Genomic DNA, 24,244 nt, shown 5'->3' with positions numbered 1-24,244 from the left:
GATGGCACGGGGCGGGTAAATTTTACCCAGCCGGTCCAATCAACTGTATATTTTTTACCCGTCCAGTCCCCACCCAAACCCAATTCTTTTTTCCCCTCTGTGGCCACCAGGGAAAAAATTCTATAAAAACTAAATGTTACGAATAAAAAATTTTTCTGGCACGATCTTGGCTAAAAGATAGGCAAAACATAAAACGCAGCAGCGACAGGGACCATTCAAGCGATACCGCTTTTTACCATATAGTCTCCTCCTTATCAGACCCGGCAGGTTTCCCCTCCTTTTCCTGCCGGGTCTCTTTTTTTCACCCTCTTCACCCTTCTTCCATAGTAACAGACGACATCGGCCACCGGATACCGACCACTTCCTGCCGGCGGGATCTTGCTCTATTACTGCCCCATCAGGAAGTGGTCCGTTACCCCTCTGGCGACCAGTTCTCACATCATGTTTTCCGGGTCGATATCCAGGCCAAGCCGCACCGTGGCAGGGCAGAGCCTTGGCTGTTCCTCAAGCAGCTGACGACAGAGTCTGTGCAGAAGCGCCGGATGTCGGCTCCTGAGCAGCAGCTGCCAGCGATAGCGGTCACGCAGTTTGGCCAGTGGCGCCGGGGCCGGCCCGAGGAGTTCCACATCGGTCCTGGTCGAACACTGACGAAGAAAGGCGGCAATGGTCTTGGCCGCCTGCTGAACCCGTCCATCATTTCGGCCGCTGAGACGGATATTGACCAGGCGGGCAAACGGCGGATAACCAAGTTCACGGCGAAGCAGCAGCTCCTGGTTGAAAAAGCCGTCGTAGTCATGGGTCCGGGCGCATTCGATAGCGTAATGGGCGGGCTGATGGGTCTGGATGATCACCCGTCCCGGAAGCTCGCCCCGGCCGGCCCGGCCGGTGACCTGGGCCAGGAGCTGAAAGGTCCGCTCCGGGGCCCGGAAATCGGGCATGCCCAGGCCACTGTCGGCCCAGACCACGCCCACCAGGGTCATGCCCGGAAAATGAAGCCCCTTGGCAATCATCTGGGTCCCCACCAGTATATCGATTTCCCGATTGCGCACAGCCTGGAGTATGGAGAGATACCCCTTTCTGCCACCGCTGCCGGCCGTGTCGCTGTCCAGCCGCGCCACCCGGGCATGGGGCAGCAGCTGGAGGACCTCCTGCTCGATCCGTTCCGAGCCCAGTCCCAGGCCGATCAGTTTTCCAGCTCCGCAGGAAGGACAGATCACGTCCGGACGCAGAGTGTAGCCGCAGTAATGGCACACCAGTTTTCCAGCCGCACGGTGCATGGTCAGCGACACGCGACAGTGGCGGCACTGGAGTATCTGCCCGCAGTCCTGGCAGAGCATGAAGGACGAAAACCCACGCCGGTTGACAAAAAGCAGGCTCTGCTGGCGATTTTCCAGGTTTTCCCGCAGCGCCTGAATCAGACGATCGGAAAAGAAAAGATCCGGCCGGGACCGTTGTATCGAGCCAAGATCGATCACCTCCACCCGGGGCAGCTCCTGGTCCTGGACCCGGCTCTCCATGGTGAGCAGGGTATATTTTCCCTTCCTGGCATGGTGGTAACTGGTCACCGAAGGGGTCGCCGAGCCCAGCACCACCGGGCAATCGGCCATCTTGCCACGCATGACGGCCAGATCCCGGCCATGGTATCGCAGCTTATCTTCCTGCTTATAGGCCGGTTCATGTTCTTCATCAACAATAATAAGACCTGGATTTCGCAGCGGCGCAAAGATGGCCGAGCGGGCTCCCAACACCACCCGGGCATTGCCCCGACGGATCCGTTGCCACTGGTCAAAGCGTTCTCCGGCAGAGAGACCGCTGTGGAGCACGGCCAGCAATCCCTTGAAACGGGCATGAAACTGAGCCTCCAGCTGGGAGGCCAGGGCAATCTCCGGGACCAGGACGAGAACGTCTGCCCCTGCATCAAGCACCCTGGAGGCCGCCTGCAGGTAGACCTCTGTCTTGCCGCAACCGGTGACGCCATGGAGAAGAAAGGTCTGGAAGGTTTTGTCTGTGAGCACGGGCTCGAGCCTGTCCAGAACCTGTTCCTGTTCCGGGGTGAGATGCTCGGGTTCGGGCAGGTAATCCGGTACCCGGCCAAAGGGATCGCGGTAGACCCGCCGCTCTTCAAGGGCGAAGATCCCCTTTGCCACCAGGGAATGTATCCCCTTGCCGGCTCCGGAGTAGATCCGGGTCATCTCAGGCCTCGGCACGGCCCGGCAACCCAACCGAAGGCAGCAGGAGAGGTAGAGATCCAGGGTGCGAAGCTCTGACTTTTTCAGGTCCGGGTGACTTTTGGCAAGGGCGCTTCGCCACCGGGAGAGAACTTTTTCCTCAGGTTTCTCCTCCGGCATCCCCATGCCGATCACCACGGTTTCCCGCCGGCCCCGGGCCCCATCCTGACGGATACCGGGGCGCCTGATGACCAGACCCTTTTCTTCCCACTGGCGGAGAACCCGGTTGAAACCGGCGTCCTTGTTTTTGCCATAGCTCCGGAGGGATTTATCAGTCAACCGCCCATGGGTCAGCAGTTCGCTGAGCCAGGCCGGTTCGCCATCCCCGTTGTCCGAGACACCCAGCACCTCCCTGCCCCTGTCGGTCAGGATAATTTCCAGGGTACTCCTGGTGGTCAGGCCAGCAGGAAGAGCTGTTCGCAGGACATCACCTATGGGATGATGATAATAATCGGCCACCCAGCGGCAGAAGGGAATCAGGTTTTCGGGTAGCAGGGGCTCCGGGTCCAGCAACCGGGTTATGGGTTTGATATCGTAGGGAGCATCGGGATCCAGGCTGGTGTGTTCAAGGACATAGCCGGTGACCAGGCGTCGGCCCATGGGGACGAGGACCCGCATGCCGATGGGCACAGGCTCCGGCGATCGGGATGGACCGGCATAGGTCAAAGTATGACGGATGGGGGCGGTAACCGCCACCTCGTAATGAATGTTTGAGGACAAAGACAGAGCCGTAAAGACAAAAACAGGTTATCCGAAAACCACCACAAGTCTAAATAATTCCATAGTGATTTTCATAGGTTGCTGTGACTGAGCCGTACCGAAACCCGGAGTCTCCCTTCGGTCGCTTACCCGGAGTCTCCCTTCGGTCGCTTACCTGGTCCAGCCATGCTGGTTAGTTGTTGGTGGAGAGCGCAATTTTGACCAGATGACAGGAAACATGAGAACGCTCCGGAGCGTGCAACCCTTCCGGTCATGAAAGGCCAGCGCAATCCGATGCCGAGACGGGGTCCCGGGCGGCGTGAACCATGAGATCCAGCCCGGCAGGCCGCATCTTGTTCTTTTTTCTTATTTTCTTTTTGCGCTTATTTTTTCGTGGTTCCGCTCAGCTGCCAGGTTCGCAGCATTTCTGCAGGTGCTCTTTAAACGGTTCTCCAAGGCTTGGATGCTCCAGGGCAAAATCAACAATGGCCTTCAGGTAGCCCAGTTTGTCGCCGGCATCGTATCGGCGGCCTTCAAATTCATAGGCATACATACCACGTCTGTTGGAAAGAGCAAGCAGGGCATCGGTGAGCTGGATCTCCCCCCCATGGCCAGGCGTGGTTTTTTCCAGAAGCTCAAATATTTCCGGCATGAGCAGGTAGCGGCCGATAATGGCCATGTTCGAGTCCGAGGTTCCGGGAGCAGGCTTTTCCACCATCCGGTGCACCTTGAAGGTCCGCTCCAGGTCGGTCTCCTCGCCCTCGACGATACCATACTGGTAGGTCTGGTCCATGGGGACCCGCTGAATGGCGACAATGGATTCCTGGACCTGAGAGTAGAGGTCGATCATCTGCTTGCAGCAGGGGACCCGGCTGCGGACCAGATCGTCACCCAGCAGAACCAGGAACGGTTCGTCACCGACCACATTCCTGGCCATCCAGATGGCATGGCCCAGGCCCAGGGGTTCCTTCTGGCGAACCGAGACAATGTCGATCAGGTTGGAGATATCCTGCAGTTCGCGGCGCAGGTCGGTCTTGTTCTTTTCCTTGAGCACGGTATCGAGCTGAAAATCGTAATCAAAATGATTTTCAATCGCTGATTTGCCGGCACTGGTGATCAGGATCACCTCATCGATCCCCGAGGCCACCACCTCCTCAACGATATACTGAATCGTCGGCCGGTCGACGATGGTCAGCATCTCCTTTGGAATGGCCTTTGTGGCCGGCAGAAAGCGGGTGCCGAGTCCGGCCACCGGGATGACCGCTTTACGGATTTTTTTCATTCTGTTCCTCCCTCCCTGCGGCAATTCGGACCGGGCCCGAGCTCTGTCGGACCCCATCCGGACGCCGCTGTTTTTTCCCATGCCTGGGGTGCGTTCCGGGTATGGTCATGAAAAGACTGTCTGTTCTCTCCCATTCAGTGTATATTTTTTGGATAGGACAATCAATGCCGAAACAGCAAAACCGGGCCGGCCCCTGTATCAACCTGCCAACAAAACAGTCGTCAACCTTTCCGTTTCATGCGTCTTCACTATCCCCCTGAACTTCCCATATCCGGAGAACGAGAACGAATTGTCCAGGCCATCCGCGAGCACCAGGCCCTGGTCATCGCCGGTGACACCGGTTCGGGCAAGACCACCCAGTTGCCCAAGATGTGCCTGGAGGCCGGTCTGGGTACCAGGGGTATCATCGGCTGTACCCAGCCCCGCCGGATCGCCGCCGTGGCCGTGGCCGAACGGGTGGCCGAGGAACTGGGCGAAGCCGGGATTGCCGGCTACAAGATCCGTTTTCAGGACCACACATCTCCCGCGACCCGTATCAAGTTCATGACCGACGGTATCCTGCTGGCCGAAAGCCGGGGGGACCGACTGCTGTCTGCCTATGACGTGCTGATCATCGACGAGGCCCACGAACGCAGCCTCAACATCGACTTTCTCCTGGGGTACCTGAAACAGCTTCTATCCCGACGGCCTGAACTCAAGCTGATCATCTCCTCGGCCACCATTGACACCGATAAATTCAGCGATCATTTCCAGGCGCCGGTTATCCAGGTTTCAGGCCGCAACCATCCGGTGACCATCGAGTACGTGGACGAGGACCTGGATGAAACCGCCCAGACCTACGTGGACCTGGCGGTGCGGGAAACCATCCGTCTTGCCCGGCGGCCCGAGCCGGGTGATATCCTGGTCTTCATGCCCACGGAACGGGACATCCATGACACCATTGATGGACTGCGCCACGGACTGGACAATCACGAGATCCTGCCCCTTTTCGGCCGGCTGCAGGGACGGGACCAACGCAAAATTTTCAAGCCCAGCCCGAGACGAAAGATCATTGTCGCCACCAATGTGGCCGAGACCTCCATCACCGTGCCGGGCATCCGCTACGTGGTGGACACCGGGCTGGCCAGGCTGGCCAGGTATAATGTCCGGGCCCGGACCACAAGCCTGCATGTCACCCGGATCTCCCGGGCCAGCTGTGACCAGCGCGCCGGTCGCTGCGGCCGGACCGGGCCCGGGATCTGTGTCCGGCTCTACAGCGAGGAAGATTACCTTTCCCGCAGCGAGTACACCCTGCCCGAGATACAGCGCTCCAACCTGGCGGAGGTCATCCTCCAGATGATAAGCCTCAGGCTCGGTGATCCCAGGGAGTTTCCCTTCATCGATCCGCCCTCACCCCGGGCCATCAGCGAGGGATATACCATCCTCCGTGAGCTCGGGGCACTCGACGGAGCTAATCGGCTGACCGGTCGCGGAAAACTCATGGCCAGACTGCCCCTGGACCCCTGCATCTCCCGGATCATTATCGAGGGTGACGCTCTGGGTGCTCTTCGGGAGATCATGATCATAGCCGCCGCGCTCTCCATCATGGACCCCAGGATCAGGCCGGCGGACCAGCTGGACAAGGCCAAGGCAGCGCACCTCCAGTTTCTCCATCCGAAGTCCGATTTCCTCACCCTGCTCAACATCTGGGACCGTTTCCATCATACCGGTGAAAAGACGGGCTCCATGTCCCGGCTGCGCAAGTTCTGCAAGGCAAACTTTTTGTCCTGGCAGCGGATGCGGGAATGGATGGACGTCCACGCCCAGATCCGTCGTATTTTAAAGGAACAGCAGGGTTTCCAGGAAAACAGGGAGGAGGCATCCTACGAGGCCATCCACCAGGCTCTGGTCGCCGGATTTCTGAGAAATATCGCCAGAAGAAAAAATGAAAATGATGAAAAGGGTCGGTCCGGCAGCGACAGAACAGGGACAAGAATAAAAACAAAAACAGCAACAAAAAATATCTACCAGGCGGCCGGAGGACGCGAGGTCATGCTCTTCCCAGGCTCGACCCTGTACAACCGAGGTGGAGAATGGATCGTGGCGGCCGATTTTGTCGCCACCTCCCGTCTCTTTGCCCGAACCGCCGCCAACATCGATGTGGACTGGCTGGAGCGTCTGGGTGGGGAACTCTGCCGCCGTTCCTGGTCCGATCCACACTGGGAAAAGAAACCTGGCCAGGTCATCGCCTTTGAAAAGGTCACCCTTTTCGGACTGGTTCTGACCGCCGGACGAAAGGTGGCCTATGGGCGAATCAGCAAAGAAACCCGCCAGGAGGCCCGGGAGATCTTCATCCGGGAAGCCCTGGTCGACGGCAGGCTTGGTGGCAACTATCCCTTTCTAAAGCACAACCTGGCCCTCTGCCTGCGGGTCGCTGCAGTGGAGGAACGAATACGCCGCCGCGGTATCATGGTGGACGAGCAGGTCCTCTACGACTTTTACGACCAGCGGCTGCCGGTCGGGGTCCATGACCGATTCACCCTCAACCGGTTCCTCAAGCAGCGCCGGAAAGGGGATGATCGCTTTCTCCGGATGCGGGAAGAGGATATCTGCCAGGGACTGCCGGAAGAACAGGAACTCTATCTCTTTCCGGAAATCCTGGAGGCCGGACCAGGTCCCCTGCGCCTCCACTACCGGTTCGAACCGGGCCACGAGGCCGACGGCGTGACCGTGGACATCCCGGTGCAGTACGTGGCCCAGATCCGGCCCGAGCTCTTTGAATGGCTGGTTCCCGGCCTGCTGCCCGACAAGATACTCCATCTGCTCAAGGGGTTGCCAAAACGGCTGCGCCGGCTGCTGGTCCCGCTGCCCCATGCCGTGGACCGCATACTGGACGGGGTGACGCTCTACCGGGGATCTCTCTATCCGGTCATGGAGAAGGCGCTTTTAAGACAGTACCACGTCACCATAACCCGGACCGACTGGCAGACCTCCTCCCTGCCGCCCCACCTGCGCATGCGGTACAGGCTCCTGGATCGCGAAGGGAAAACCATGGGTACCAGCCGGTCTTTCCAGGAGATCCTGGCCCTGGCGAATAACCTGCCCCACCGGAGCGGAAAGACCGCCCACGACCACAGGGTATCCCTGCCCAGGCGCGAGGAGATCCGGACGTGGGATTTTGATGGTATCCCGGCGCAGATTCCGGTCCTCGACAGCCAGGGCAACCTCGCCGACCTCTATTTCCCGACCCTGTTCATCGCCGAGACCAGACAGTGCCTTACGCTCCGCTGCATAAGGGACCGGAAAAAAAGCCGGGAGCTGAACCGGTTGGGCCTGCGTTTCCTCTACAGCCTGCAGTTTCCAGGGGAGATGAAACTGGTGCGCCGGGAGTGCAAGGCTGCCTTCACCACCCACAGCGGCTCCTGGATCGCACTGGGCATCAAGGGTACGGCCAGGGAAAACCGGGAGGCCCTGGAGGGATTTCTCCTGGATGGCATCTTTGACCTGACCACCTCGGAGTTGCCGGACAGGGAACAGTTCGAGCACACAGTCACCCGGGTCAGGGAAAAAGGGTTATTTCGCAGCCTGCAGCCGCTTCTGGGCGAGGTGCTGGAGCTGATCAGGGTACGACGGGAGGTCCTGGCGGAGATACACTCCTGGGGTGAGCGCGCCCGGAGACAGCGACATTTTGTCCAGGAGCGTTTTGATGCCTGGTACCGGGAGGTGGACCGGCTGCTGCCTCCGGATTTTCTCCACACCATGGTCTATGGCGATATAATCCATACCAGGAGATATCTCCGCGCCCTGTCCCTGCGGGTCCAGCGGGCGGAACAGGCCCCGGCCAAGGATGAACAGAAGGCCCGGCGGCTGGCCAGGGCCCTGCACAGGCTCGACCACCTCCCCCCGGCCGGGCACCGGAGCGAGGCCTGCAAACAGTTTATCAGGGAATACAGGCAGATGGTGGAGGAGTTCAAGGTGGCGGTCTTCGCGCCGGAGCTGGGCACAGCCATGCCGGTGTCCGAGAAAAGACTGGCCCGCAAGTGGCAGAAACTCGAAGAGATCTGCTGCCGGGTGGAATAGGATTCTTTCCTCCCGGCAGCTCAGCTGTAGATAAAGACAAAGAGATCGTCGTTGAAACTGATCCGCAGCCTCCCGTCGTGGTTGCGACCATAAACCTCCCAGCCCGGCTCACCCTTGATCTCGCACTTCAGGCACTGGGGTGAATGGATATTTCGTTCCCGGTCGTTCCAGGCCACCAGTGTGGTGTACTCGTTGTCCCGGGAGGCCAGCAGGGCGGCTATCTGCCGGGCGGTGTCAAAATCCATGGCATATCCGTTTATGGTTATATCGACACGTTCCACGGTGTCCTCCTTTTCTCATCCATTTTAGCCGACCTTGAAGCCGGTCGATTTTCCTCAGGATACAATGTACCACGACATCCCCGGTCTGCCCAGGATCACTGCGGGATGGCCCGGCAGGATAACAGTTAACTGTTAACTGTTACTGTTAACGCAAAACAACGGCAACATTAACACAGCTACCTGCAGATCCACGGACAGGAGAGGAATAATAAATGACAACGTGCTGAAAAACTGGAGATTTATCTTTACGCATATCTTAAGAAATCTCTGGCATCCTCCTTGCAATCATCGTGACAGCAATCCAATTGATCCATTCGCTAACACAGAATCAGCAACACGGAGGTACCCGATGAAAAAGTCCCTGCGCCGACTGGCGCCCCTGTGCATCATGGTTTCGCTGCTCACCTATGGCTGCGTTCAACCCAAGTCTGGACAGGACACGGCAAGCCAAGCCCCGGCCACCGTGGCAAAGGTGGGCGACAAGGTCCTGAAGGGCAAGGTGGTCGGCAGGTCCAACAAGGCCAGAACCATTTCCATCAAGGTGGGCAAGGGAGCCAAGAGCAAGACGGTCATGGTCAAGTTCGATGACCGGACCAAGGGGCTCGATTTTGCTGTCAAGGGCCACGCCGCCATCATTAACTGCGAAAAACGGGTCAAGGATCTCTACGCCCTGTCCATCAAGCCCAAGCTGGCCAAGCTGCCGGCCGGGGTCAGCGAAATCAAACCGGCCGAACTCAAGGCCATGCTCGATGACAGGAAAGATGTTGTCCTGATCGATTCCAGGCCGGCCAAACGCTACCAGGCCTCGCACCTTCCCGGGGCGATCTCCATCCCGGTGGACAAGGCGAAAGAAATGGCTTCCCTGCTGCCACCGGACAAGGATCGCCAGCTTATCTTCTACTGCGGGGGCCCCACCTGAGGTATGTCCACCAAATCCGCCGGTCTGGCGAAGAAACTGGGCTATACCAACATCCGCGTTCTGCTCGCTGGCGAGCCGGGGTGGGCAAAGGCCGGATATCCGACCTATGCAGGGCGCGAGTTTATCAGCAAAGGAAACATTGTTCTCATCGACCTGCGTGATGCAGACAAGGATCGGACCGGCCGTATTCCACGTTCCGTGTCCATTCCGGCGTCCAGTCTCAAGGATATGATGTCTGAAATTCCGCTCAAGGCACCTGTTGTCCTCTACAGTGACCGGGAGAAGGAAGCGGCCAGGGCCTGGAGACTGCTGCGCCAGGAAGGTTTCAAGAAAGTATCCCTGGTACCCGGTGGCATTGAGGGATGGGTCAATTCAGGCGGCACCCTGGAACAGGGCCCGGTGGTGACCGAGATAAGATGGCAGCGCAAGCCAGGCAAGGGAGAGGTGTCGCTGGCCCGGTTTGAAAAAGCTGTCGCAGGTCAGCTCAGGAACGTGGCGATTCTCGATGTCCGGACACGCGAGGAAGCGGCCGAGGGGAAATTTGCCAAAGCCATTCATATCCCGCTCGATGAGCTCAGCAGCCGGCTCGGTGAACTTCCCAAAGACAAGGAGATCTTTGTCCACTGCACCACCGGCGCCCGGGCCGACATGGCCGCCCAGGAGCTGAAAAAGCATGGTTACAAGGCCAGCTTCCTGGTAGCCGAGGTGGAATGCGAAGGGACGGAATGTGACATCGAAGAGTAAGTAGTTGCTTTCATATCCGTAAATCCCGACGGGCCTGGCTGTTTCTCTGCTGTTGAACAGTCCGGCCCGTTTTTTTATCGGTACGGCTATATCCTCTGCACCAGGGCAAGCAAGTCTTCCAGCTCGGCCAGGCGGCTCCTGGCAACACCAATCGAACCCTGCCGGGCATCCTCCTCCATGGCCAGGGCCAGTTCCCGGATCGCCTCGATCCCGAGGCTGGCCGATGCGCCCTTGATGCTGTGGGCGGCTTTGATCACCTCTTCCGGATCCTCGGCGGCCACGGCGGCTTTGAGTTCTTCGAGGTCTCCGGCCGATGATATGGTAAACAACTCCAGAAGCTCTTCGAGCAGCTCCTCATCCCCGCCGGTCTGTTCCAGGGCAAAATCCCTGTTCCATTGTAGATCAGCCATCCCCTCTCCTGCCGTCTTAAGTTGATTCAAGAAACCATCAGGTTTCTGAAAGTCCCGATTCCTGACCATCCTGGGCCGGTCCTTCGGAAACGGATTTCATAACAAGACATCCCCTGCCGCGTTACCGGCCTCCCCCTGTTTCACCGGCCAGGACTTGCACCGGGATCATCCTACTGAGCCGGCCTGCGAACCCTCCGGGGGTAGATCTGCCTGTTGATCGTCTCCAGCGGAAGCATGCCTTCACGCAGACACCACAGTTGTTCCTCCCGGTCCAGGCCGACCAGGGTGGAGCCGCCGCTGCCGGTGGTGCGGCCGCCATCCAGGATAAAATCAGGCTGGGCGCCAAAACCGGCCCGGACCATGTCAGCCGAACAGGCTGGCGGCAGACCGGATATGTTCGCACTGGTGGCGGTTATCGGGCCACCAAAGGCTGTGACCAGGGCCAGGGCCACCGGATGGGGTGACTGCCTGATGCCGATGGTACCGGTCCCACCCGTCAGCCAGTGCGACAGCGACGGACGGGCGGGAAAGACCAGGGTCAGGGGGCCGGGCCAGAACAGCGAAATCAGCTGTTCATAGACCGGCGGGACCGAGGCCACCAGAGATTTGATTTCCCCCGGCTCCCGGACCAGGACCAGCACCGGCTTGTCGCCAGCCCGTTTCTTGAGGGTAAAAAGACTCTCCAGGGCCCGGTCATTGAATGGATCCACAGCCAGGCCATAGTAGGTCTCGGTGGGAAAGGCAACCACCCCTCCCTGCCTGAGGACCGAAACCGCCTGCTCAAGCTGCTTGGCAGTTGCCCGGTTCTTCACCTGCCAAGAGCTTCGTTTTTCCGGCTCACCTGTTCGGCCATCTCGCGGCTGAACTGCTCCAGGGCCGCAGCGATCTTCTGATCTTCAAGCCCAAGGATCCTGGCCGCAAGGACCGCGGCATTCCTGGCCCCTGCCTTACCGATCCCCATGGTGGCCACCGGAATGCCCGGGGGCATCTGGACCGTTGAGAGCAGGGCGTCCAGACCGTTCAAGGGCGAGGCGTCAATGGGTACGCCGATCACCGGCAGCGTGGTATGGGAGGCGAGCACGCCGGCCAGATGGGCTGCCATGCCGGCACCGGCGATGATCACCTTGATTCCTTCGTCCCTGGCGTTTTTCGCAAAGCTAGCCGCCGCGTCCGGGGTGCGGTGAGCCGAGGAGATCATGAGCTTATGCTTGATGTCCACCGAGCTGAGAAAGTCGGCCGCCGCCTCCATGACCGGCAGGTCCGAATCGCTGCCCATGACAATGGCCACCGCCGGTGCATCTTTTTTCCGCATTCTCTGCAGGGCCTTGTAGCCGATGTCGCGGCGGTAGTAACAGCCGTCCCAGTGGATAACCCCGACAGCCTCGTAGGCAGTCTTGATCGCACTGGCGATATCCTGGCCAATGGCGGTCACGCCAAGGACCCGGCCACCGGCAGTGACGGTGCGCCGGTTCTTGATGGCGGTTCCTGCATGGAAGACCATGACATTCTTCATGTGGGAGGCCTTGACAAACCCGGTGATAGGTTTGCCTGTCACATATTTTCCAGGATATCCCTGGGAAGCCATGACCACGCAGACCGCCGGCCGGGGATCGATCTCCAGCTCAACCTCTTCCAGCCGCTCATCGATGGCTGCCTCGAAGATCTCTACCAGGTCTGACTTGAGCCGCATCATCAGCGGCTGGCATTCGGGATCGCCGAAACGGCAGTTGAATTCCAGCACATCCATCCGATCGCCGTTGATCATCATCCCGGCATAAAGCATGCCCTTATAAGGCCGCCCTTCGGCCTCCATCCCACGGATGGTAGGCAGCATCACCTCGTTCATGATCCGCATCTCAAGCTCCCTGGTAACCACAGGAGCCGGTGAATAGGCGCCCATACCACCGGTATTGGGACCCCGGTCGCCTTCGAAAATGGCCTTGTGATCCTGAGAGGACGGCAGGGGAAGAACCGTCTTGCCATCGGTAAAGGCGATGAACGAGGCCTCTTCACCGGTGAGAAACTCCTCAATGATCACCTGGTTGCCGGCCTCGCCAAAAGCCTTGTCCTTCATGATCAGGTCCACGGCCTTCTTGGCCTCGGCCTTGGTATGGGCCACGATAACCCCCTTGCCGGCGGCCAGGCCGTCGGCCTTCACCACGCAGGGAGCACCGATCTTGTCGATATATTTTCTGGCAGCTCCGCGTTTGGTGAACACCTTGTAGGACGCGCTGGGGATGTTGTATTTTTTCAGAAAGTTCTTGGTGAACACCTTGGACCCTTCCAGTTCAGCCGCCTGTTTGCTGGGCCCGAAAATGCGCAACCCGTTCTCCTCAAACAGATCGACGATACCCAGAGTCAGGGGATCTTCAGGGCCGACCACCGTGAGATCTATCTTTTCCTTGAGGGCAAACGCAAGCAGCCCCTGAAGATCGTTGGCCGCGATATCGATGCAGTCCGCCTGTCGCCGAATACCGGCATTACCCGGGGCGCAGTAGATCTGTTTAACCTTTTCCGACTGGCGCAGTTTCCATACCAGCGCGTGTTCCCGGCCACCGGAGCCGATTACCAGAACCTTCATATATATCTCCCTCCATGCATTATGTTACCCGCCTCATCCATCTCTGTCCGCGGGCGCCTCAGACCAGAAGAAAAAAGAACCTCAGGAGGAACTCTGTCCCCGGCCAGCCCTGAAAGATGGCCGGAAGAAAAGAGGTTTTACTGCCAGCACCTCCGGAGTCTGTTACGCTCCTATGCTCAGCCCGGTCAGGCCATGCGACAGAGCGCATCTCCCTCCCGGCCTCCAGGAGAAACCCCCAGATCTCTTCTGCCCTCTTCTGATCACTGTTTCGGGGCAATGTAGCAGAAACCGGAGGCACACTCAACACCGGAGCCCCCAAGACCGCCCTGAAAACGGAAAAATCACTTCACGATGTCATCAATTTCTCTTTTACTTGACACCTGACAAACCACTCTGTTAGTTTAAAGAATGAACACTCATTCATTATCGTCTTCATCTCCCACTGACATAACATAATGAAATCAGTAGACAAACACGGCAAAATCATTCGTGCCGCCACTAAGGTCTTTGCCAAAAAAGGTTTTTTCAATGCCCGGATTTCCGACATTGCCAAGGAAGCCAAGGTGGCAGACGGCACGATCTATCTTTATTTTAACAATAAATTTGACATCCTGATTTCGGTATTCGAACAGGAAATCGGCCGTCTTGTCGATCAGATGACCACCCTGCTGGCCAAGGAAGACGATCCCCGGCGGATGTTGGAAATCTTCATCACCAAACACCTGACGGAGATGAAGAAAAACCGCAACCTGGCCGAGGTGATTCAGATCGAGCTCAGACAGACCAACAAGCTGATCCGCGATTACCGCAACAACAAGTTCAGCGAATACGTCAATATTGTCTCATCGATCATAAAAAAAGGGCAGGAAGAAAATGTCTTTCGCAAAGACATCCTGCCCGGTATCGCCAAGAGGGCGATATTCGGGGCCCTGGACGAAATAGCCAGGATATGGAACCTGAATCTGGAAACTGAGTATACGGTCGAGGAAACGGCCAAGCAGGTAACCGATATCTTTCAACTCGGCATTCTGGCCCCCGGGGAGAAAAAACCTGAGGGCTGAGCCTCCCCTCCCCTACTCCACCGGTGCGGGCTTGATATCGACCACCTCGAATTCACGCACTCCGCCGGGCGTCTTGGTCACCACCTCGTCACCGATCTCCTTGCCCAGGATGGAGCGGCCCAGGGGAGAGAGCACTGAAATAGAGCCTTTTTTCACATCCGCCTCTTCCGGACCCAGGAGCTGGTAGGTTACCTCCTCGTCCGTGTCCATGTCCATCAGGGTCACCACCGTACCGAAGACCGCCTTGTCGCAGCGAACCTGCGAGCAGTCGATAACCTCGGCCCGGCCCAGTTTATCCTTGAGCTCCATGATCCGACCTTCGATCATTCCCTGACGTTCCTTGGCCGCATGGTACTCGGCGTTTTCGCTGAGGTCACCATGGGCCCGGGCAATCTCGATGGCCTTGACCACCTCATGCCGGTCCACGCGCTCAAGCCGGTCAAGCTCCTCACGAAGACGCTGATGTCCGGTCTTTGACATCGGAATTCGTTCTACCATTGTCCTGTCCTCCTGTATTCCCGTACAAACAAGTTGTAAATTAAAAGTTAGAATAAAATAAAATAAAAAAATAAATCGTGAGCCAGAACTAAAGCCGATAGCCGGCAGTACCCATCAAGGAGTTCTGTTATGGTTCTCCAATCCCTCACCGGGTCTGTTTGCAGCAGGTTCGCAGCAGTCCGGCACCGGCCCCTGACCGCGTTCAAGGAGCAGACGTGCCAGGTCGCAGCATTCAGCTGCAGTGAGACCGTTTTCAAGAAAGAGTATCCGCAGAACAGCGATCCGTTCCTCCTGCTTGCCCTGCGCCTGCAGCAGCTCGGCCATGGCCCGGTAGACCCCGATCCGGTCAGAAGTGATCCGGTCCAGGTCGGCCCACAGCATGTCGGCTCCGCGATTCTCCACCAGCGCCACCAGTTCCCGGGCCAGTTTTTCCTCGGCTTTTTTCTTTTCCCCGGCAAGCCGTTCACTGTCCGGATCGAGCATCTGAGCGAAATGGAAATAATCAAGGGCCCTTCCGGTCTGCCCCAGCTCCATATTCAGAACACCAGCCCGCTCAAGAAGTGATGCGTCATCAGGACTTCCTTTTAAAAGGGTCTCCACGTGGCGGAGTTCCATGGCCGGCCGGTTCAGGTCGTGGTAATACTCGAGCAGCCACCTGTTTGCCTGCCGGTTTTCCGGCTCCAGACCCACCAAGACCTGGTACCAGAGGGCCGCTTCCCCGACCAGGCCAAGACGATCCGCGGCCCTGGCCAGCAGGCCGATGACCTCGGGATTATCCGGCTCTTTGAGACGAAGTGCCTGCAGCAGGTTCCGGGCCCGCTCCACCTTGTCAAGCTCCAGGGCCAGCCGAGCCGCCTTGAGCTGCAAAGCACTGTTTTCCGGTTCGCGCAGCATGAGCTGTTCCACCAGCGGCAGCACCATCTCAGGACGCTTTTGCCGCTCCAGCACCGTGACCAGTCCATGCAGGGCATTGACCGCCCTGGGACTGTCTGGATTGCGTTCATAGAACTGGCCATACAGGGACAGCGCCCGGTCATAATTACCGGTCATCAGTGAAACCCGGGCCAGGGCCAGGACATACTTCCCGTTTTCAGGGTCATGTTCAAGCAGCTGTTCCAGCTGGCGGCCGGCCTCGTCCCAATGTTCCTGCTCAATAAGGATGGTCGTATATTCCCAGCGGGCCTCATCGACCCCTGGTTTTTTTTCAAGCAGAAGCTGGTACTGGATCCGCGCCTCGCCCAGCTTGCGGTCTCGAACCAGCTGTCGGGCCAGGTCCCAGGTCTGTTTCCAGGCCGGAGCCAGCAGGCCGGGATAGGAGATATCCCTCTCCGGAACTCCAAGGGTACCCTCTGCCGGGGGATCCGGCTCGGACTGTCCGCCACCGGCCGGAGCAGGGCCAAGGCCCAGGACCAGCAGCAACGCCGTGCAGCCGACATATTTATACAGGTGGAGTTTCACGATGCCATCACGTTTCAGCGATGATAAAAGGAGTGTATTGTTTCAACCACATACTGGATCTGCGCATCGGAAAGTTCGGGATAGATGGGCAGGGCCAGGCTTTCGCGGGCCGCCTGCTCGGCAACTGGAAAATGTCGGGTGCTCATGTCGAGGGACTTGAGACATTCCTGCTGGTGCAGACACAGGGGATAATACACCTCGCAGCCGATCTCGTGCTCCTGGAGATAGGCCCGCAACTCATCGCGCCGGGGAACCCGGATGATGAACTGATTGTATATGTGAAAATTATGGTCGGCAGCGTCGGGAAAATCACGGTACACTGCCTCGGGCAGTTGGACCGGACTTCCGTTCAGACCGGAATCGGAGAAGTACTGCCGATATTTTTCGCTGTTGCGTCGTCGTCCCTGGTGCCAGGACTCCAGGTGTGAGAGCTTGATGCGCAGCACCGTGGCCTGGATGGGATCAAGCCGGAAATTACCGCCGATACTGGCATGGAAATATTTAGGCTCTGCCCCATGGTTGCGCAGGGAGCGCAGCCGGCCGGCAAGGGCAGGTTCGTTGGTCGTGACCATGCCGCCATCACCGATGCCGCCGAGATTTTTACTGGGGAAAAACGAGAAACAACCGGTATCACCCATGCTGCCGGCCCGTTTCCAGACAACGCCCTGTTCGGTCATCATGGGATACTCGGCCCCGATTGCCTGGGCCGCGTCTTCAATGACCGCCACTTCGTAGCGACGGGCCAGCTCGAGAATCCGCTCCATGGCAGCGCACTGGCCAAACAGGTGCACCGGCATGATCGCCCGGATCCGCCGCTCCCCCCGGGCATCCTCCTCCAGGATCTCGGCCATGGCCTCTGGATCGATGTTGAAGGAAACAGGATCGATATCACAGAAAACCGGCATGGCGCCGGTGCGGATGATCGAGCCCATGGTGGCAAAAAAGGTGTAGGGCGTGGTCAGAACCAGGTCACCCTGGCCGATTCCCAGGGCCATCAGGCTGACAAGCAGGGCATCGGTACCACTGGATACCCCCACGCCACTGTGCGCTCCGCAGTAGCTGGCGACCTCGTCCTCCAGGCCGGCAACCTCAGGGCCCAGGATATAGCGGGTGGAATCGATGACAGCGGTGACCGCTGTCAGAATTTCTTCACGCAGCGGCTGCATCTGCGGCTGCAAATCAAGAAGAGGTACTTTCATTATTCCTCTGACCTTCGATTAAAAACAAGAGGGAACCGGAGACGGATATCAGGATGCGGCCTTTCGGACACCTGGGGTGGGGACTTGGTTGTCGTCGCCAAAAAAGTTCTGGATATCAGGAAGCTCTTTCTCCAGGTACTGGCGGAGTTTTTTCAGCAGATTCGCCTCGATCTGGCGCACACGCTCCCGGGAGATCCCGAATTCATCGGCAATGGCCTGCAGAGTCCGGGGCTCGTCGCTCAGCAGCCGTGAATCCAGAATCATCTTTTCCTTGTCGTTGAGCCGGTCCTTCAGACTGGCGAGTATTTCCCGGATTCTTTCCTGCATTTCCCGGCCGGCAACGACCTCCTCAATCCCGGGGCCTTCAAAGGGAAGAAAATTTTTCTGCTCGTCTTCTGAGTCACTGCGCACCGGACTTTCAAGGGAAACATCCCAATTGTCCATACGCTGGCTCATCTCTATGACTTCGCTTTCCTTGACATTGAGACGGTCGGCCAGCAGCTTGACATCCGGCTTGAAACCCTGGGCCTCCAGCAGTTTCTTCTCCTTGTTCAGGCCGAAAAAAAGCTTGCGCTGGGCCTGGGTGGTGCCGATCTTGACCAGGCGCCAGTTGTCCATGATAAATTTCAGTATGTAGGCCCGGATCCAGTAGGCGGCGTAATAGGAAAATTTTACCCCTCTATAGGGATCGAACTTCTTGGTTGCCTGAACCAGGCCGACATTGCCTTCCTGGATGAGATCCATGAAGTTCTGCATCCAGTACTTCTGGAAATCCATGGCTACCTTGACCACAAGGCGCAGGTTGGAAGACACCAGCCGATAAGCCGCTTCCGGGTCACCAGTCTCCTTGAACCGCCTGGCAAGCTCATCGGTCTCCTCCCGGGAAAGCAGAGGATACTGGCTGATTTCCTGGAGATAGCGGTGCAGGGCAGGATTACTGACAGCAGGCAGGTTCTCCTCGTCCGGCAGAGCGACCAGGGGATGAATCTGCCGCGGCAACAGTTCCGTTGAGGTGTCTTGGGAGTCTTGAGAGTCCTGTCCAGCCATACCGTACCCGGTTGTGCTCATGTTTTGGTTTCCAGTAACCTGTCCGCAGGCAACAATAAAAAATATCCCTCAACCAGGGAGGGACTTACATTATTATATACCATCGGAGAAAAAAATTCACCGTCAATCGCAAAATTCCTTTGTCCTGACGACCTGTTTTCTCGTGTTTTCAACGCAGAATGGTTTTTTTTTCAGCGGAAGTATGCTATCAATTCTGCCCGGCTTGGCCAATCGCATTCTGCGATGGAAAAAGCGGAAAAATTTCACACAGGTTTATATCTGCCCATGCAGCATATTCGAAATTTCAGCATTATCGCTCACATAGATCATGGAAAGTCCACACTTTCCGACCGGATGATCCAGCTTTGCGGCATGGTCACCGACCGGGAGTTCCAGGACCAGCTGCTCGATTCCATGGACATCGAACGGGAGCGTGGCATCACCATCAAGAGTCAGACCATCTGCCTGCCGTACAGGGCAAAGGACGGTACGACCTATACTCTGAACCTGATCGACACTCCGGGGCATGTGGACTTCAGCTACGAGGTTTCGCGGGCCCTGTCCTCCTGCGAGGGCGCCCTGCTCCTCATCGACGCTGCCCAGGGAGTTGAGGCCCAGACCCTGGCCAACCTCTACCTGGCGATGGAGAACGATCTTGAGATCATCCCGGTGATCAACAAGATCGACCTGCCTTCGGCCGAACCTGAAAAGGTGGTCCGGTCCATCGAGGAGGACCTGGGCCTGGATGCGGACATGATCTGCAAGTGTTCAGCCAAGACCGGCGAGGGTGTGGACGAACTGCTCGAGACCATTGTCAAGTACCTGCCCCCGCCCGAAGGCGACCCGGATAAACCGCTCGAGGCTCTGATCTTTGATGCCAACTACGATCCCTATCGGGGGACGGTTATCTCGGTCCGGATTATCAACGGCCGCCTCCGGCCCGGCGACCAGATCATCTTCATGTCCAACGGGGCCGAGTACAAAGTGGAGGAGGTGGGGCTGTTTCACCTGACCAGGGAGCCACAAAAGGAACTCTGTGCCGGCCAGGTAGGCTATATCATTGCCGGGGTCAAGACCGTATCCGACACCAGACCCGGTGATACCATCACCCTCAAGGACAACCCCTGCCCTGCCCCCCTGCCTGGATTCAGGGAAGTGCAACAGGTTGTCTTTTCATCGATCTATCCGATTTCCACCGATGATTATGAAGACCTGGCTGCGGCTCTGGAAAAGCTTAAGTTAAACGATGCAGCCCTCACTTTTCAGAAAGACTCGTCAGCAGCCCTTGGTTTTGGTTTCCGCTGCGGTTTTTTAGGCCTCCTGCACCTGGAGGTGGTTCAGGAGCGGCTGGAGCGTGAGTTCGGCATCTCGCTCATACTCACCGTGCCCACGGTCAAGTACCAGTTTTATCTCAAGGACGGCACCATGCGTGAGGTGGACAACCCGGCCTATTTTCCGGATCCCGGCTCCATCGACCGCATCGAAGAACCGTTCATCAAGGCGACCATCCATATTCCCGAGCGCTACATGGGCGCGGTCATGACGCTCTGCATGGAGCGGCGAGGCGAGAATACCAACTACCACTATCCCATGCCCGGCCGGATCGAGTTCACCTGCGAGCTGCCGCTTGCCGAGGTGATCTACGATTTTTACGATAAGCTCAAGTCCGTGACCCAGGGATACGGTTCCTTTGACTATGAACTGATCGATTACCGCCCAAGCGACCTGGTCAAACTCGATATCCTGGTGAACGGGGAGCAGGTGGACGCCCTCTCCCAGCTTGTCCACAGTTCCCGGGCCAGGGAACGGGGCCTGAGAGCCTGTGAACGGCTGAAGGAAGAGATTCCGCGGCAGATGTTCAAGATCGCCATCCAGGCGGCCATCGGCGGAAACATCATCGCCCGGACAACAGTATCGGCCCTGCGAAAGGATGTAACGGCAAAATGTTATGGGGGTGATATTTCCCGAAAAAGGAAACTTCTGGAAAAACAGAAGGCGGGTAAAAAGCGGATGAAAACCGTGGGCAATGTGGAGATACCTCAACGGGCCTTCCTGGCCGTCCTCAAATCGGATTGAGCCGGGTAACATACGCCCGGAAATCTCCTGCAACAGGTACTTCCAGGATAATCTGCAGGAAGGGTTGCGACTGGATCTCCGGGTACGTCTGCCGGTTTATCCGGCCGTCACCGGACAGCCGGTCAAACCACCGCTTTTACGGAAAAAGTTCGCAGGTCATCGGCTGGTGACCGCCGATGACACCGAACTCTCCAGTCAGAATATACCGGACCGATATTTCAGAGGTAAGCGAGGCAGGCAAGGATGTTCAAAGAGTGAACTCCTGTCCCGGGGTGTCTCCGGCAAGCGGGGCTCTACCTGAAAAAGGACTGGTCTCAGCGCACCGAATGACAGTCTGCCACACAGCATCTGCCAGTGACATCCACCCCTTTCTGGCACATGATGCTCAGGATTTCTTCCTTGCTGAAGATGGGATTCTTCTGCTTGATCACATAGACCAGGCAGTCCTTACAGATGTTAAACGAGAAGACGTCAAGCTCCTGCATGACCTCCCAGCAGGGCCGCGAGGACTGATATGCGGGACACTGGGCTGCATGTTCTGGTTTGCACTGCATAATTTCCCAGCACGGCCAATCTGATCTCAGCGACATCTGACTCCTCCTTTGTTCCGTTGCCCATGGATTTTTGCGGTTTTGGCGCAATAACTATTGCGCTTTAAACCGGAAAATCTTTCCTGCACCTGTTGCCACAAAAATACCTACCAATTTTCAACATAGTTTGCAAGTCTGCTTTCCAGATCTTCCCGTCCCTGCCCGGTTCTGGCCGAGAAAAGGACCCGCTTATCCGGGGTGATCGTCAAGGCCGCATCCAGCGCGGCTGCATTCTTCATCTGCTTGTTTTTCGAGAGTTTATCTGCCTTGGTGTAGACCGGAAGAAAGGGCTTTTGATGGTGCCTGAGCCAGTCCACCAGCTCCCGGTCCTGGCTTTTTAATTCATGACGCAGGTCAATTATCACCACCACGCAGACCAAGGTCTCCCGCCTTTCGAGGTAGCCGGTAATGAGATGTTCCCAGGAGGAGCGCATCTGTTTGGGAACCCGGGCAAAACCATACCCCGGCAGATCGACCAGGTACATCCGCTCGTCCACGGAAAAGTAGTTGAGCGCCTGCGTCTTGCCCGGACGGGAACTGGTCTTGACCAGGTTCCGACGCCTGACCAGCCGGTTGATCAGGCTGGACTTTCCCACATTGGAGCGCCCGGCAAAGGCGATCTCCGGCCAGATGGGTTCGGGCAGCTCCTTTAAGGAGTAGACCCCCTTGATAAACTCAACCCGGGAAAAGTCCATTATATGCTGTTTCCTGCAGGCAGATGCATTCAGATGACCTTGTTGAGAGCATATTCGATGATGCCCTCGGCCCCGAGCTTTTTCAGCCTGGGTACCAGGTCGCGGACCTGGTGCTTGGAGATAACAGTTTCCACGGAAAACCATGGCTGCTTGTAGAGCTGGGCCACGGTGGGGGCGGTGACACTGGGGAGAATCTTGAGGATTTCGTCAAAGTTCTCCTGCGGGACATTCATCTTGAGTCCGACGATCTGGTCTGCCCGCAGAGCACCCTGGAGCAGGAGGGCGATATTTTCGATCTTCTCTCTTTTCCAGGGATCCTGCCACGACTCTTTGTTGGCGATGAGCTGGGTGTTGGACTCCATGAGTTCATGGATAACCCGAAGACCATGGGCCCGGATGGTTGTCTCGGTTTCGGTTACCTCGACAATGGCGTCGGCCAGCCCGGAGACCGCCTTGGCCTCGGTCGCTCCCCAGGAAAAAAAGATTTCCACATTGATGCCACGGCTCTCGAAAAACTTCCGGGTCACGTTGACAAGTTCGGTGGCGATCTTTTTACCCTCGAGATCCTCGATGGTGTGGATGTCAGAGTCTCCGGGCACGGCAACCACCCAGCGGGTCGGCTTCTTGCTCACCTTGGAGTAGACGAGATCGGTGATGACCTCGATATCCGAGCCGTTTTCCAGGGTCCAGTCCTTGCCGGTGATCCCGGCATCGAGCATGCCTGACTCCACATAGCGTGACATCTCCTGGGGCCGGCAGATGGAGCAGGAGAGCTCCGGATCATCGATGGAGGGGAAATAGTTTCGCGACATCATTTTGATCTGCCAGCCGGATTTGGCAAACAGGTCGATGGTAGCCTTTTCCAGGCTGCCTTTGGGAATTCCCAGTTTAAGTTGATTCATAATCTTAAAGTTGAAGCGGTTAGCGGGGTAAGGCTGCCCCGGCAACGGCCGGGGGCAAGCCTGCATCTCTCATCTTTCACATGGTCTGCCCGGACTCCGGAGTCCGTTCATGACCCGTAGACGGTCTTGGGATCAAACACCGGCGTCTGGTCGACCACGAGTTTTCCATCACTCACCCGGCGGAAAAAGCAGCTTCGGTACCCCTTATGACAGGCGGCGCCACCGAGCTGCTCCACCTTGAAGACCACGGTATCGGCATCGCAGTCCACCAGGATCTCCCGGATCATCTGCACATGGCCCGATGATTCACCCTTGAGCCACAGGGCTTTTCGCGAGCGACTCCAGTAATGAGCCTTGCCGGTTTCCAGGGTTTTTTTCCAGGACTCCTCGTTGATATAAGCCAGCATCAGCACCTCGCCGCTGGCATGGTCCTGGACGATAGCCGGCAAAAGACCGTCGGCTGATTTGGAAAAATCTAGTGGTATCATAGTAGTTGTTTCGTTTTTTTGACTCACTGGATCGGGAGGGCTCGTCGTACCGTCTGATTTTTTTTCCATACCCATGAAGTGGATGATGCACGATGTCCGATAGGTGCAGTAATCACCAGGGTGGCGGCAGCTGGCCTCATCCGAGGCCATTTTCTCCTTGTATTTTGCACATTCCAGTTCCATATATCTTTCTCCTTCCATTCAGGAAATTAGCACATTTATGCGCTTAATCCTGCTTTGTCAAGAGGTGGTCTTTCTTTTCAGGAGCCTATTGTCAAACAGGGAGGAATTCTTTACAATGACCGCGATCAACGACCATCCACCAAAGCAAAGCAGAGGAAGCCATATGTCTCCAGTAGCCCTGACCGATACCGTCACCATCACCTACAAGGCCACCCTTAAGTCCGGCGAGGTTATCGACGCGACTCCGGAGAACAAGCCTCTCACGCTATCCATCGGTGACGGCAAGATCTTCCCGGCAGTGGAGGTCTCCCTCCTGGGCATGGAACCGGGCCAGACACGGACCGTGACAATTGCTCCGGAAGACGCCTACGGTCCGCATTACAAGGAACTGGTCCATACCCTGCCCCGCTCCATTTTTGAAGGAAAAATCGAGCCCAAGCCCGGCATGATTCTTTCCCTGGCCCTGGAAAAGGACGGCCGGGAAGAACAGGTTCCGGCAACGGTTCTGTCGGTCAACAACGATACCGTCACCGTGGACTATAACCATCCCCTGGCCGGCAAGCCCATTACCTATACCGTCACCCTGGTGGGAATCAACAAATAACACACCTTAAATCCCATCGCCATCCTCGAGAAGAAAAAACCAGGTGGCCTGGTCGCTTCCGGGCGTCATTTTATCTCTTTCCTGGCCGGGCTCTGTGCCATATACGGCGTCTTTTTTTCCAGGCAGACTAAAAAAATCTGTACAACCCTGAAAGGATACCCGTAAAATACTAACTATGATAGTCCTGCGACCTCTGCAGGACTGTTCGGCGTGAATCGGCCCGCCGCCGGAGAACGGAAA

General features: G+C 57.4%; 20 protein-coding genes. 6 read left to right on the top strand and 14 right to left on the bottom strand.

Features of this window, described 5'->3' with window-relative positions; translation table 11 throughout:
• Positions 1-434: 434 nt before the first annotated feature.
• On the bottom strand, positions 435-2,948 hold the full coding sequence (gene priA / locus GF1_RS06960; RefSeq protein WP_267928905.1) for a replication restart helicase PriA: 2,514 nt from the start codon (positions 2,946-2,948) through the stop codon (positions 435-437).
• 382 nt (positions 2,949-3,330) lie between these two features.
• A complete protein-coding gene (gene galU, locus GF1_RS06955) occupies positions 3,331-4,209 on the bottom strand; it encodes a UTP--glucose-1-phosphate uridylyltransferase GalU (protein ID WP_267928904.1) in 879 nt (292 codons plus the stop codon).
• 237 nt (positions 4,210-4,446) lie between these two features.
• On the opposite strand from galU, the gene hrpA reads away from it, so the two are divergent.
• Positions 4,447-8,268, top strand: a complete 3,822-nt coding sequence (gene hrpA / locus GF1_RS06950) for an ATP-dependent RNA helicase HrpA (protein ID WP_267928903.1) — start codon at positions 4,447-4,449, stop codon at positions 8,266-8,268.
• A gap of 20 nt (positions 8,269-8,288) precedes the next feature.
• Here the strand turns inward: hrpA and GF1_RS06945 are convergent, their stop codons facing one another.
• Positions 8,289-8,549: an AF1514 family protein gene (locus GF1_RS06945; RefSeq protein ID WP_267928902.1), complete on the bottom strand. Its 261-nt coding sequence runs from the start codon at positions 8,547-8,549 to the stop codon at positions 8,289-8,291.
• Between the two features lie 349 nt (positions 8,550-8,898).
• On the opposite strand from GF1_RS06945, the gene GF1_RS06940 reads away from it, so the two are divergent.
• Entirely contained in the window at positions 8,899-9,468 is a 570-nt protein-coding gene (locus GF1_RS06940) for a rhodanese-like domain-containing protein (protein ID WP_267928901.1), read from the top strand.
• A 3-nt stretch (positions 9,469-9,471) separates the two neighbouring features.
• Positions 9,472-10,212 carry a rhodanese-like domain-containing protein gene (locus GF1_RS06935; protein WP_267928900.1) on the top strand — a complete coding sequence of 247 codons (741 nt, stop codon included), beginning with the start codon at positions 9,472-9,474 and terminating at the stop codon, positions 10,210-10,212.
• An 86-nt stretch (positions 10,213-10,298) separates the two neighbouring features.
• On the opposite strand, the gene GF1_RS06930 is transcribed toward GF1_RS06935, so the two are convergent.
• The 3 genes from GF1_RS06930 to purD all read right to left on the bottom strand — a co-directional run bounded on the left by GF1_RS06930 (position 10,299) and on the right by purD (position 13,203).
• Positions 10,299-10,622 carry an Hpt domain-containing protein gene (locus GF1_RS06930; protein ID WP_267928899.1) on the bottom strand — a complete coding sequence of 108 codons (324 nt, stop codon included), beginning with the start codon at positions 10,620-10,622 and terminating at the stop codon, positions 10,299-10,301.
• A gap of 170 nt (positions 10,623-10,792) precedes the next feature.
• Positions 10,793-11,434, bottom strand: coding sequence for an L-threonylcarbamoyladenylate synthase (locus tag GF1_RS06925; RefSeq protein WP_267928898.1), 642 nt, complete (start codon positions 11,432-11,434; stop codon positions 10,793-10,795).
• Positions 11,431-13,203, bottom strand: a complete 1,773-nt coding sequence (purD, locus tag GF1_RS06920) for a phosphoribosylamine--glycine ligase (RefSeq protein WP_267928897.1) — start codon at positions 13,201-13,203, stop codon at positions 11,431-11,433. Before purD ends, GF1_RS06925 begins: the two co-directional genes overlap by 4 nt.
• A 455-nt stretch (positions 13,204-13,658) precedes the next feature.
• On the opposite strand from purD, the gene GF1_RS06915 reads away from it, so the two are divergent.
• The gene (locus GF1_RS06915) at positions 13,659-14,264 is read left to right on the top strand and encodes a TetR/AcrR family transcriptional regulator (protein WP_267928896.1); all 606 of its coding nucleotides are present in this window, start codon (positions 13,659-13,661) and stop codon (positions 14,262-14,264) included.
• A 12-nt stretch (positions 14,265-14,276) separates the two neighbouring features.
• Here GF1_RS06915 and greA read toward each other — a convergent pair whose 3' ends face one another.
• From greA to GF1_RS06895, 4 genes are all read right to left on the bottom strand, one after another.
• On the bottom strand, positions 14,277-14,762 hold the full coding sequence (gene greA, locus GF1_RS06910; protein WP_267928895.1) for a transcription elongation factor GreA: 486 nt from the start codon (positions 14,760-14,762) through the stop codon (positions 14,277-14,279).
• A gap of 114 nt (positions 14,763-14,876) precedes the next feature.
• Complete coding sequence (locus tag GF1_RS06905) at positions 14,877-16,220, bottom strand: tetratricopeptide repeat protein (protein WP_267928894.1); 1,344 nt, start codon at positions 16,218-16,220, stop codon at positions 14,877-14,879.
• Between the two features lie 14 nt (positions 16,221-16,234).
• Positions 16,235-17,419, bottom strand: a complete 1,185-nt coding sequence (locus GF1_RS06900) for a DegT/DnrJ/EryC1/StrS family aminotransferase (RefSeq protein WP_267928893.1) — start codon at positions 17,417-17,419, stop codon at positions 16,235-16,237.
• A 48-nt stretch (positions 17,420-17,467) separates the two neighbouring features.
• Positions 17,468-18,487: a sigma-70 family RNA polymerase sigma factor gene (locus tag GF1_RS06895; RefSeq protein WP_267928892.1), complete on the bottom strand. Its 1,020-nt coding sequence runs from the start codon at positions 18,485-18,487 to the stop codon at positions 17,468-17,470.
• Between the two features lie 264 nt (positions 18,488-18,751).
• Here GF1_RS06895 and lepA point away from each other — a divergent pair, with 264 nt between their 5' ends.
• The gene (gene lepA / locus GF1_RS06890) at positions 18,752-20,542 is read left to right on the top strand and encodes a translation elongation factor 4 (protein ID WP_267928891.1); all 1,791 of its coding nucleotides are present in this window, start codon (positions 18,752-18,754) and stop codon (positions 20,540-20,542) included.
• Between the two features lie 314 nt (positions 20,543-20,856).
• On the opposite strand, the gene GF1_RS06885 is transcribed toward lepA, so the two are convergent.
• The 4 genes from GF1_RS06885 to hisI all read right to left on the bottom strand — a co-directional run bounded on the left by GF1_RS06885 (position 20,857) and on the right by hisI (position 23,286).
• Complete coding sequence (locus GF1_RS06885) at positions 20,857-21,027, bottom strand: hypothetical protein (RefSeq protein ID WP_267928890.1); 171 nt, start codon at positions 21,025-21,027, stop codon at positions 20,857-20,859.
• A gap of 212 nt (positions 21,028-21,239) precedes the next feature.
• On the bottom strand, positions 21,240-21,827 hold the full coding sequence (gene yihA, locus GF1_RS06880; RefSeq protein ID WP_267928889.1) for a ribosome biogenesis GTP-binding protein YihA/YsxC: 588 nt from the start codon (positions 21,825-21,827) through the stop codon (positions 21,240-21,242).
• Positions 21,828-21,856: 29 nt separating this feature from the next.
• Positions 21,857-22,729 carry an ATP phosphoribosyltransferase gene (hisG, locus tag GF1_RS06875; protein WP_267928888.1) on the bottom strand — a complete coding sequence of 291 codons (873 nt, stop codon included), beginning with the start codon at positions 22,727-22,729 and terminating at the stop codon, positions 21,857-21,859.
• Between the two features lie 107 nt (positions 22,730-22,836).
• The gene (gene hisI, locus GF1_RS06870; protein WP_267929115.1) at positions 22,837-23,286 is read right to left on the bottom strand and encodes a phosphoribosyl-AMP cyclohydrolase; all 450 of its coding nucleotides are present in this window, start codon (positions 23,284-23,286) and stop codon (positions 22,837-22,839) included.
• Positions 23,287-23,563: 277 nt separating this feature from the next.
• Between hisI and GF1_RS06865 the strand changes: the two genes are divergently transcribed.
• Positions 23,564-24,004: an FKBP-type peptidyl-prolyl cis-trans isomerase gene (locus tag GF1_RS06865; RefSeq protein ID WP_267928887.1), complete on the top strand. Its 441-nt coding sequence runs from the start codon at positions 23,564-23,566 to the stop codon at positions 24,002-24,004.
• Positions 24,005-24,244 lie beyond the last annotated feature (240 nt).

Source organism: Desulfolithobacter dissulfuricans, assembly GCF_025998535.1.
Lineage (GTDB): Bacteria > Desulfobacterota > Desulfobulbia > Desulfobulbales > Desulfobulbaceae > Desulfolithobacter > Desulfolithobacter dissulfuricans.
The sequence above is the reverse complement of the archived record's forward strand: the minus strand, read 5'-3'. Positions and strand labels throughout refer to the sequence as shown.

Coding starts and splice junctions, on each gene's coding strand:
- galU (WP_267928904.1), bottom strand. CDS start 4,209: ATGAAAAAAATCCGTAAAGCGGTCATCCCGGTGGCCGGACTCGGCACC.
- hisG (WP_267928888.1), bottom strand. CDS start 22,729: ATGAATCAACTTAAACTGGGAATTCCCAAAGGCAGCCTGGAAAAGGCT.
- lepA (WP_267928891.1), top strand. CDS start 18,752: ATGCAGCATATTCGAAATTTCAGCATTATCGCTCACATAGATCATGGA.
- hrpA (WP_267928903.1), top strand. CDS start 4,447: ATGCGTCTTCACTATCCCCCTGAACTTCCCATATCCGGAGAACGAGAA.
- GF1_RS06885 (WP_267928890.1), bottom strand. CDS start 21,027: ATGCAGGAGCTTGACGTCTTCTCGTTTAACATCTGTAAGGACTGCCTG.
- GF1_RS06930 (WP_267928899.1), bottom strand. CDS start 10,622: ATGGCTGATCTACAATGGAACAGGGATTTTGCCCTGGAACAGACCGGC.
- yihA (WP_267928889.1), bottom strand. CDS start 21,827: ATGGACTTTTCCCGGGTTGAGTTTATCAAGGGGGTCTACTCCTTAAAG.
- GF1_RS06915 (WP_267928896.1), top strand. CDS start 13,659: ATGAAATCAGTAGACAAACACGGCAAAATCATTCGTGCCGCCACTAAG.
- GF1_RS06865 (WP_267928887.1), top strand. CDS start 23,564: ATGTCTCCAGTAGCCCTGACCGATACCGTCACCATCACCTACAAGGCC.
- GF1_RS06895 (WP_267928892.1), bottom strand. CDS start 18,487: ATGAGCACAACCGGGTACGGTATGGCTGGACAGGACTCTCAAGACTCC.
- greA (WP_267928895.1), bottom strand. CDS start 14,762: ATGGTAGAACGAATTCCGATGTCAAAGACCGGACATCAGCGTCTTCGT.
- GF1_RS06935 (WP_267928900.1), top strand. CDS start 9,472: ATGTCCACCAAATCCGCCGGTCTGGCGAAGAAACTGGGCTATACCAAC.
- hisI (WP_267929115.1), bottom strand. CDS start 23,286: ATGGAAAAAAAATCAGACGGTACGACGAGCCCTCCCGATCCAGTGAGT.
- GF1_RS06900 (WP_267928893.1), bottom strand. CDS start 17,419: ATGAAAGTACCTCTTCTTGATTTGCAGCCGCAGATGCAGCCGCTGCGT.
- GF1_RS06940 (WP_267928901.1), top strand. CDS start 8,899: ATGAAAAAGTCCCTGCGCCGACTGGCGCCCCTGTGCATCATGGTTTCG.
- purD (WP_267928897.1), bottom strand. CDS start 13,203: ATGAAGGTTCTGGTAATCGGCTCCGGTGGCCGGGAACACGCGCTGGTA.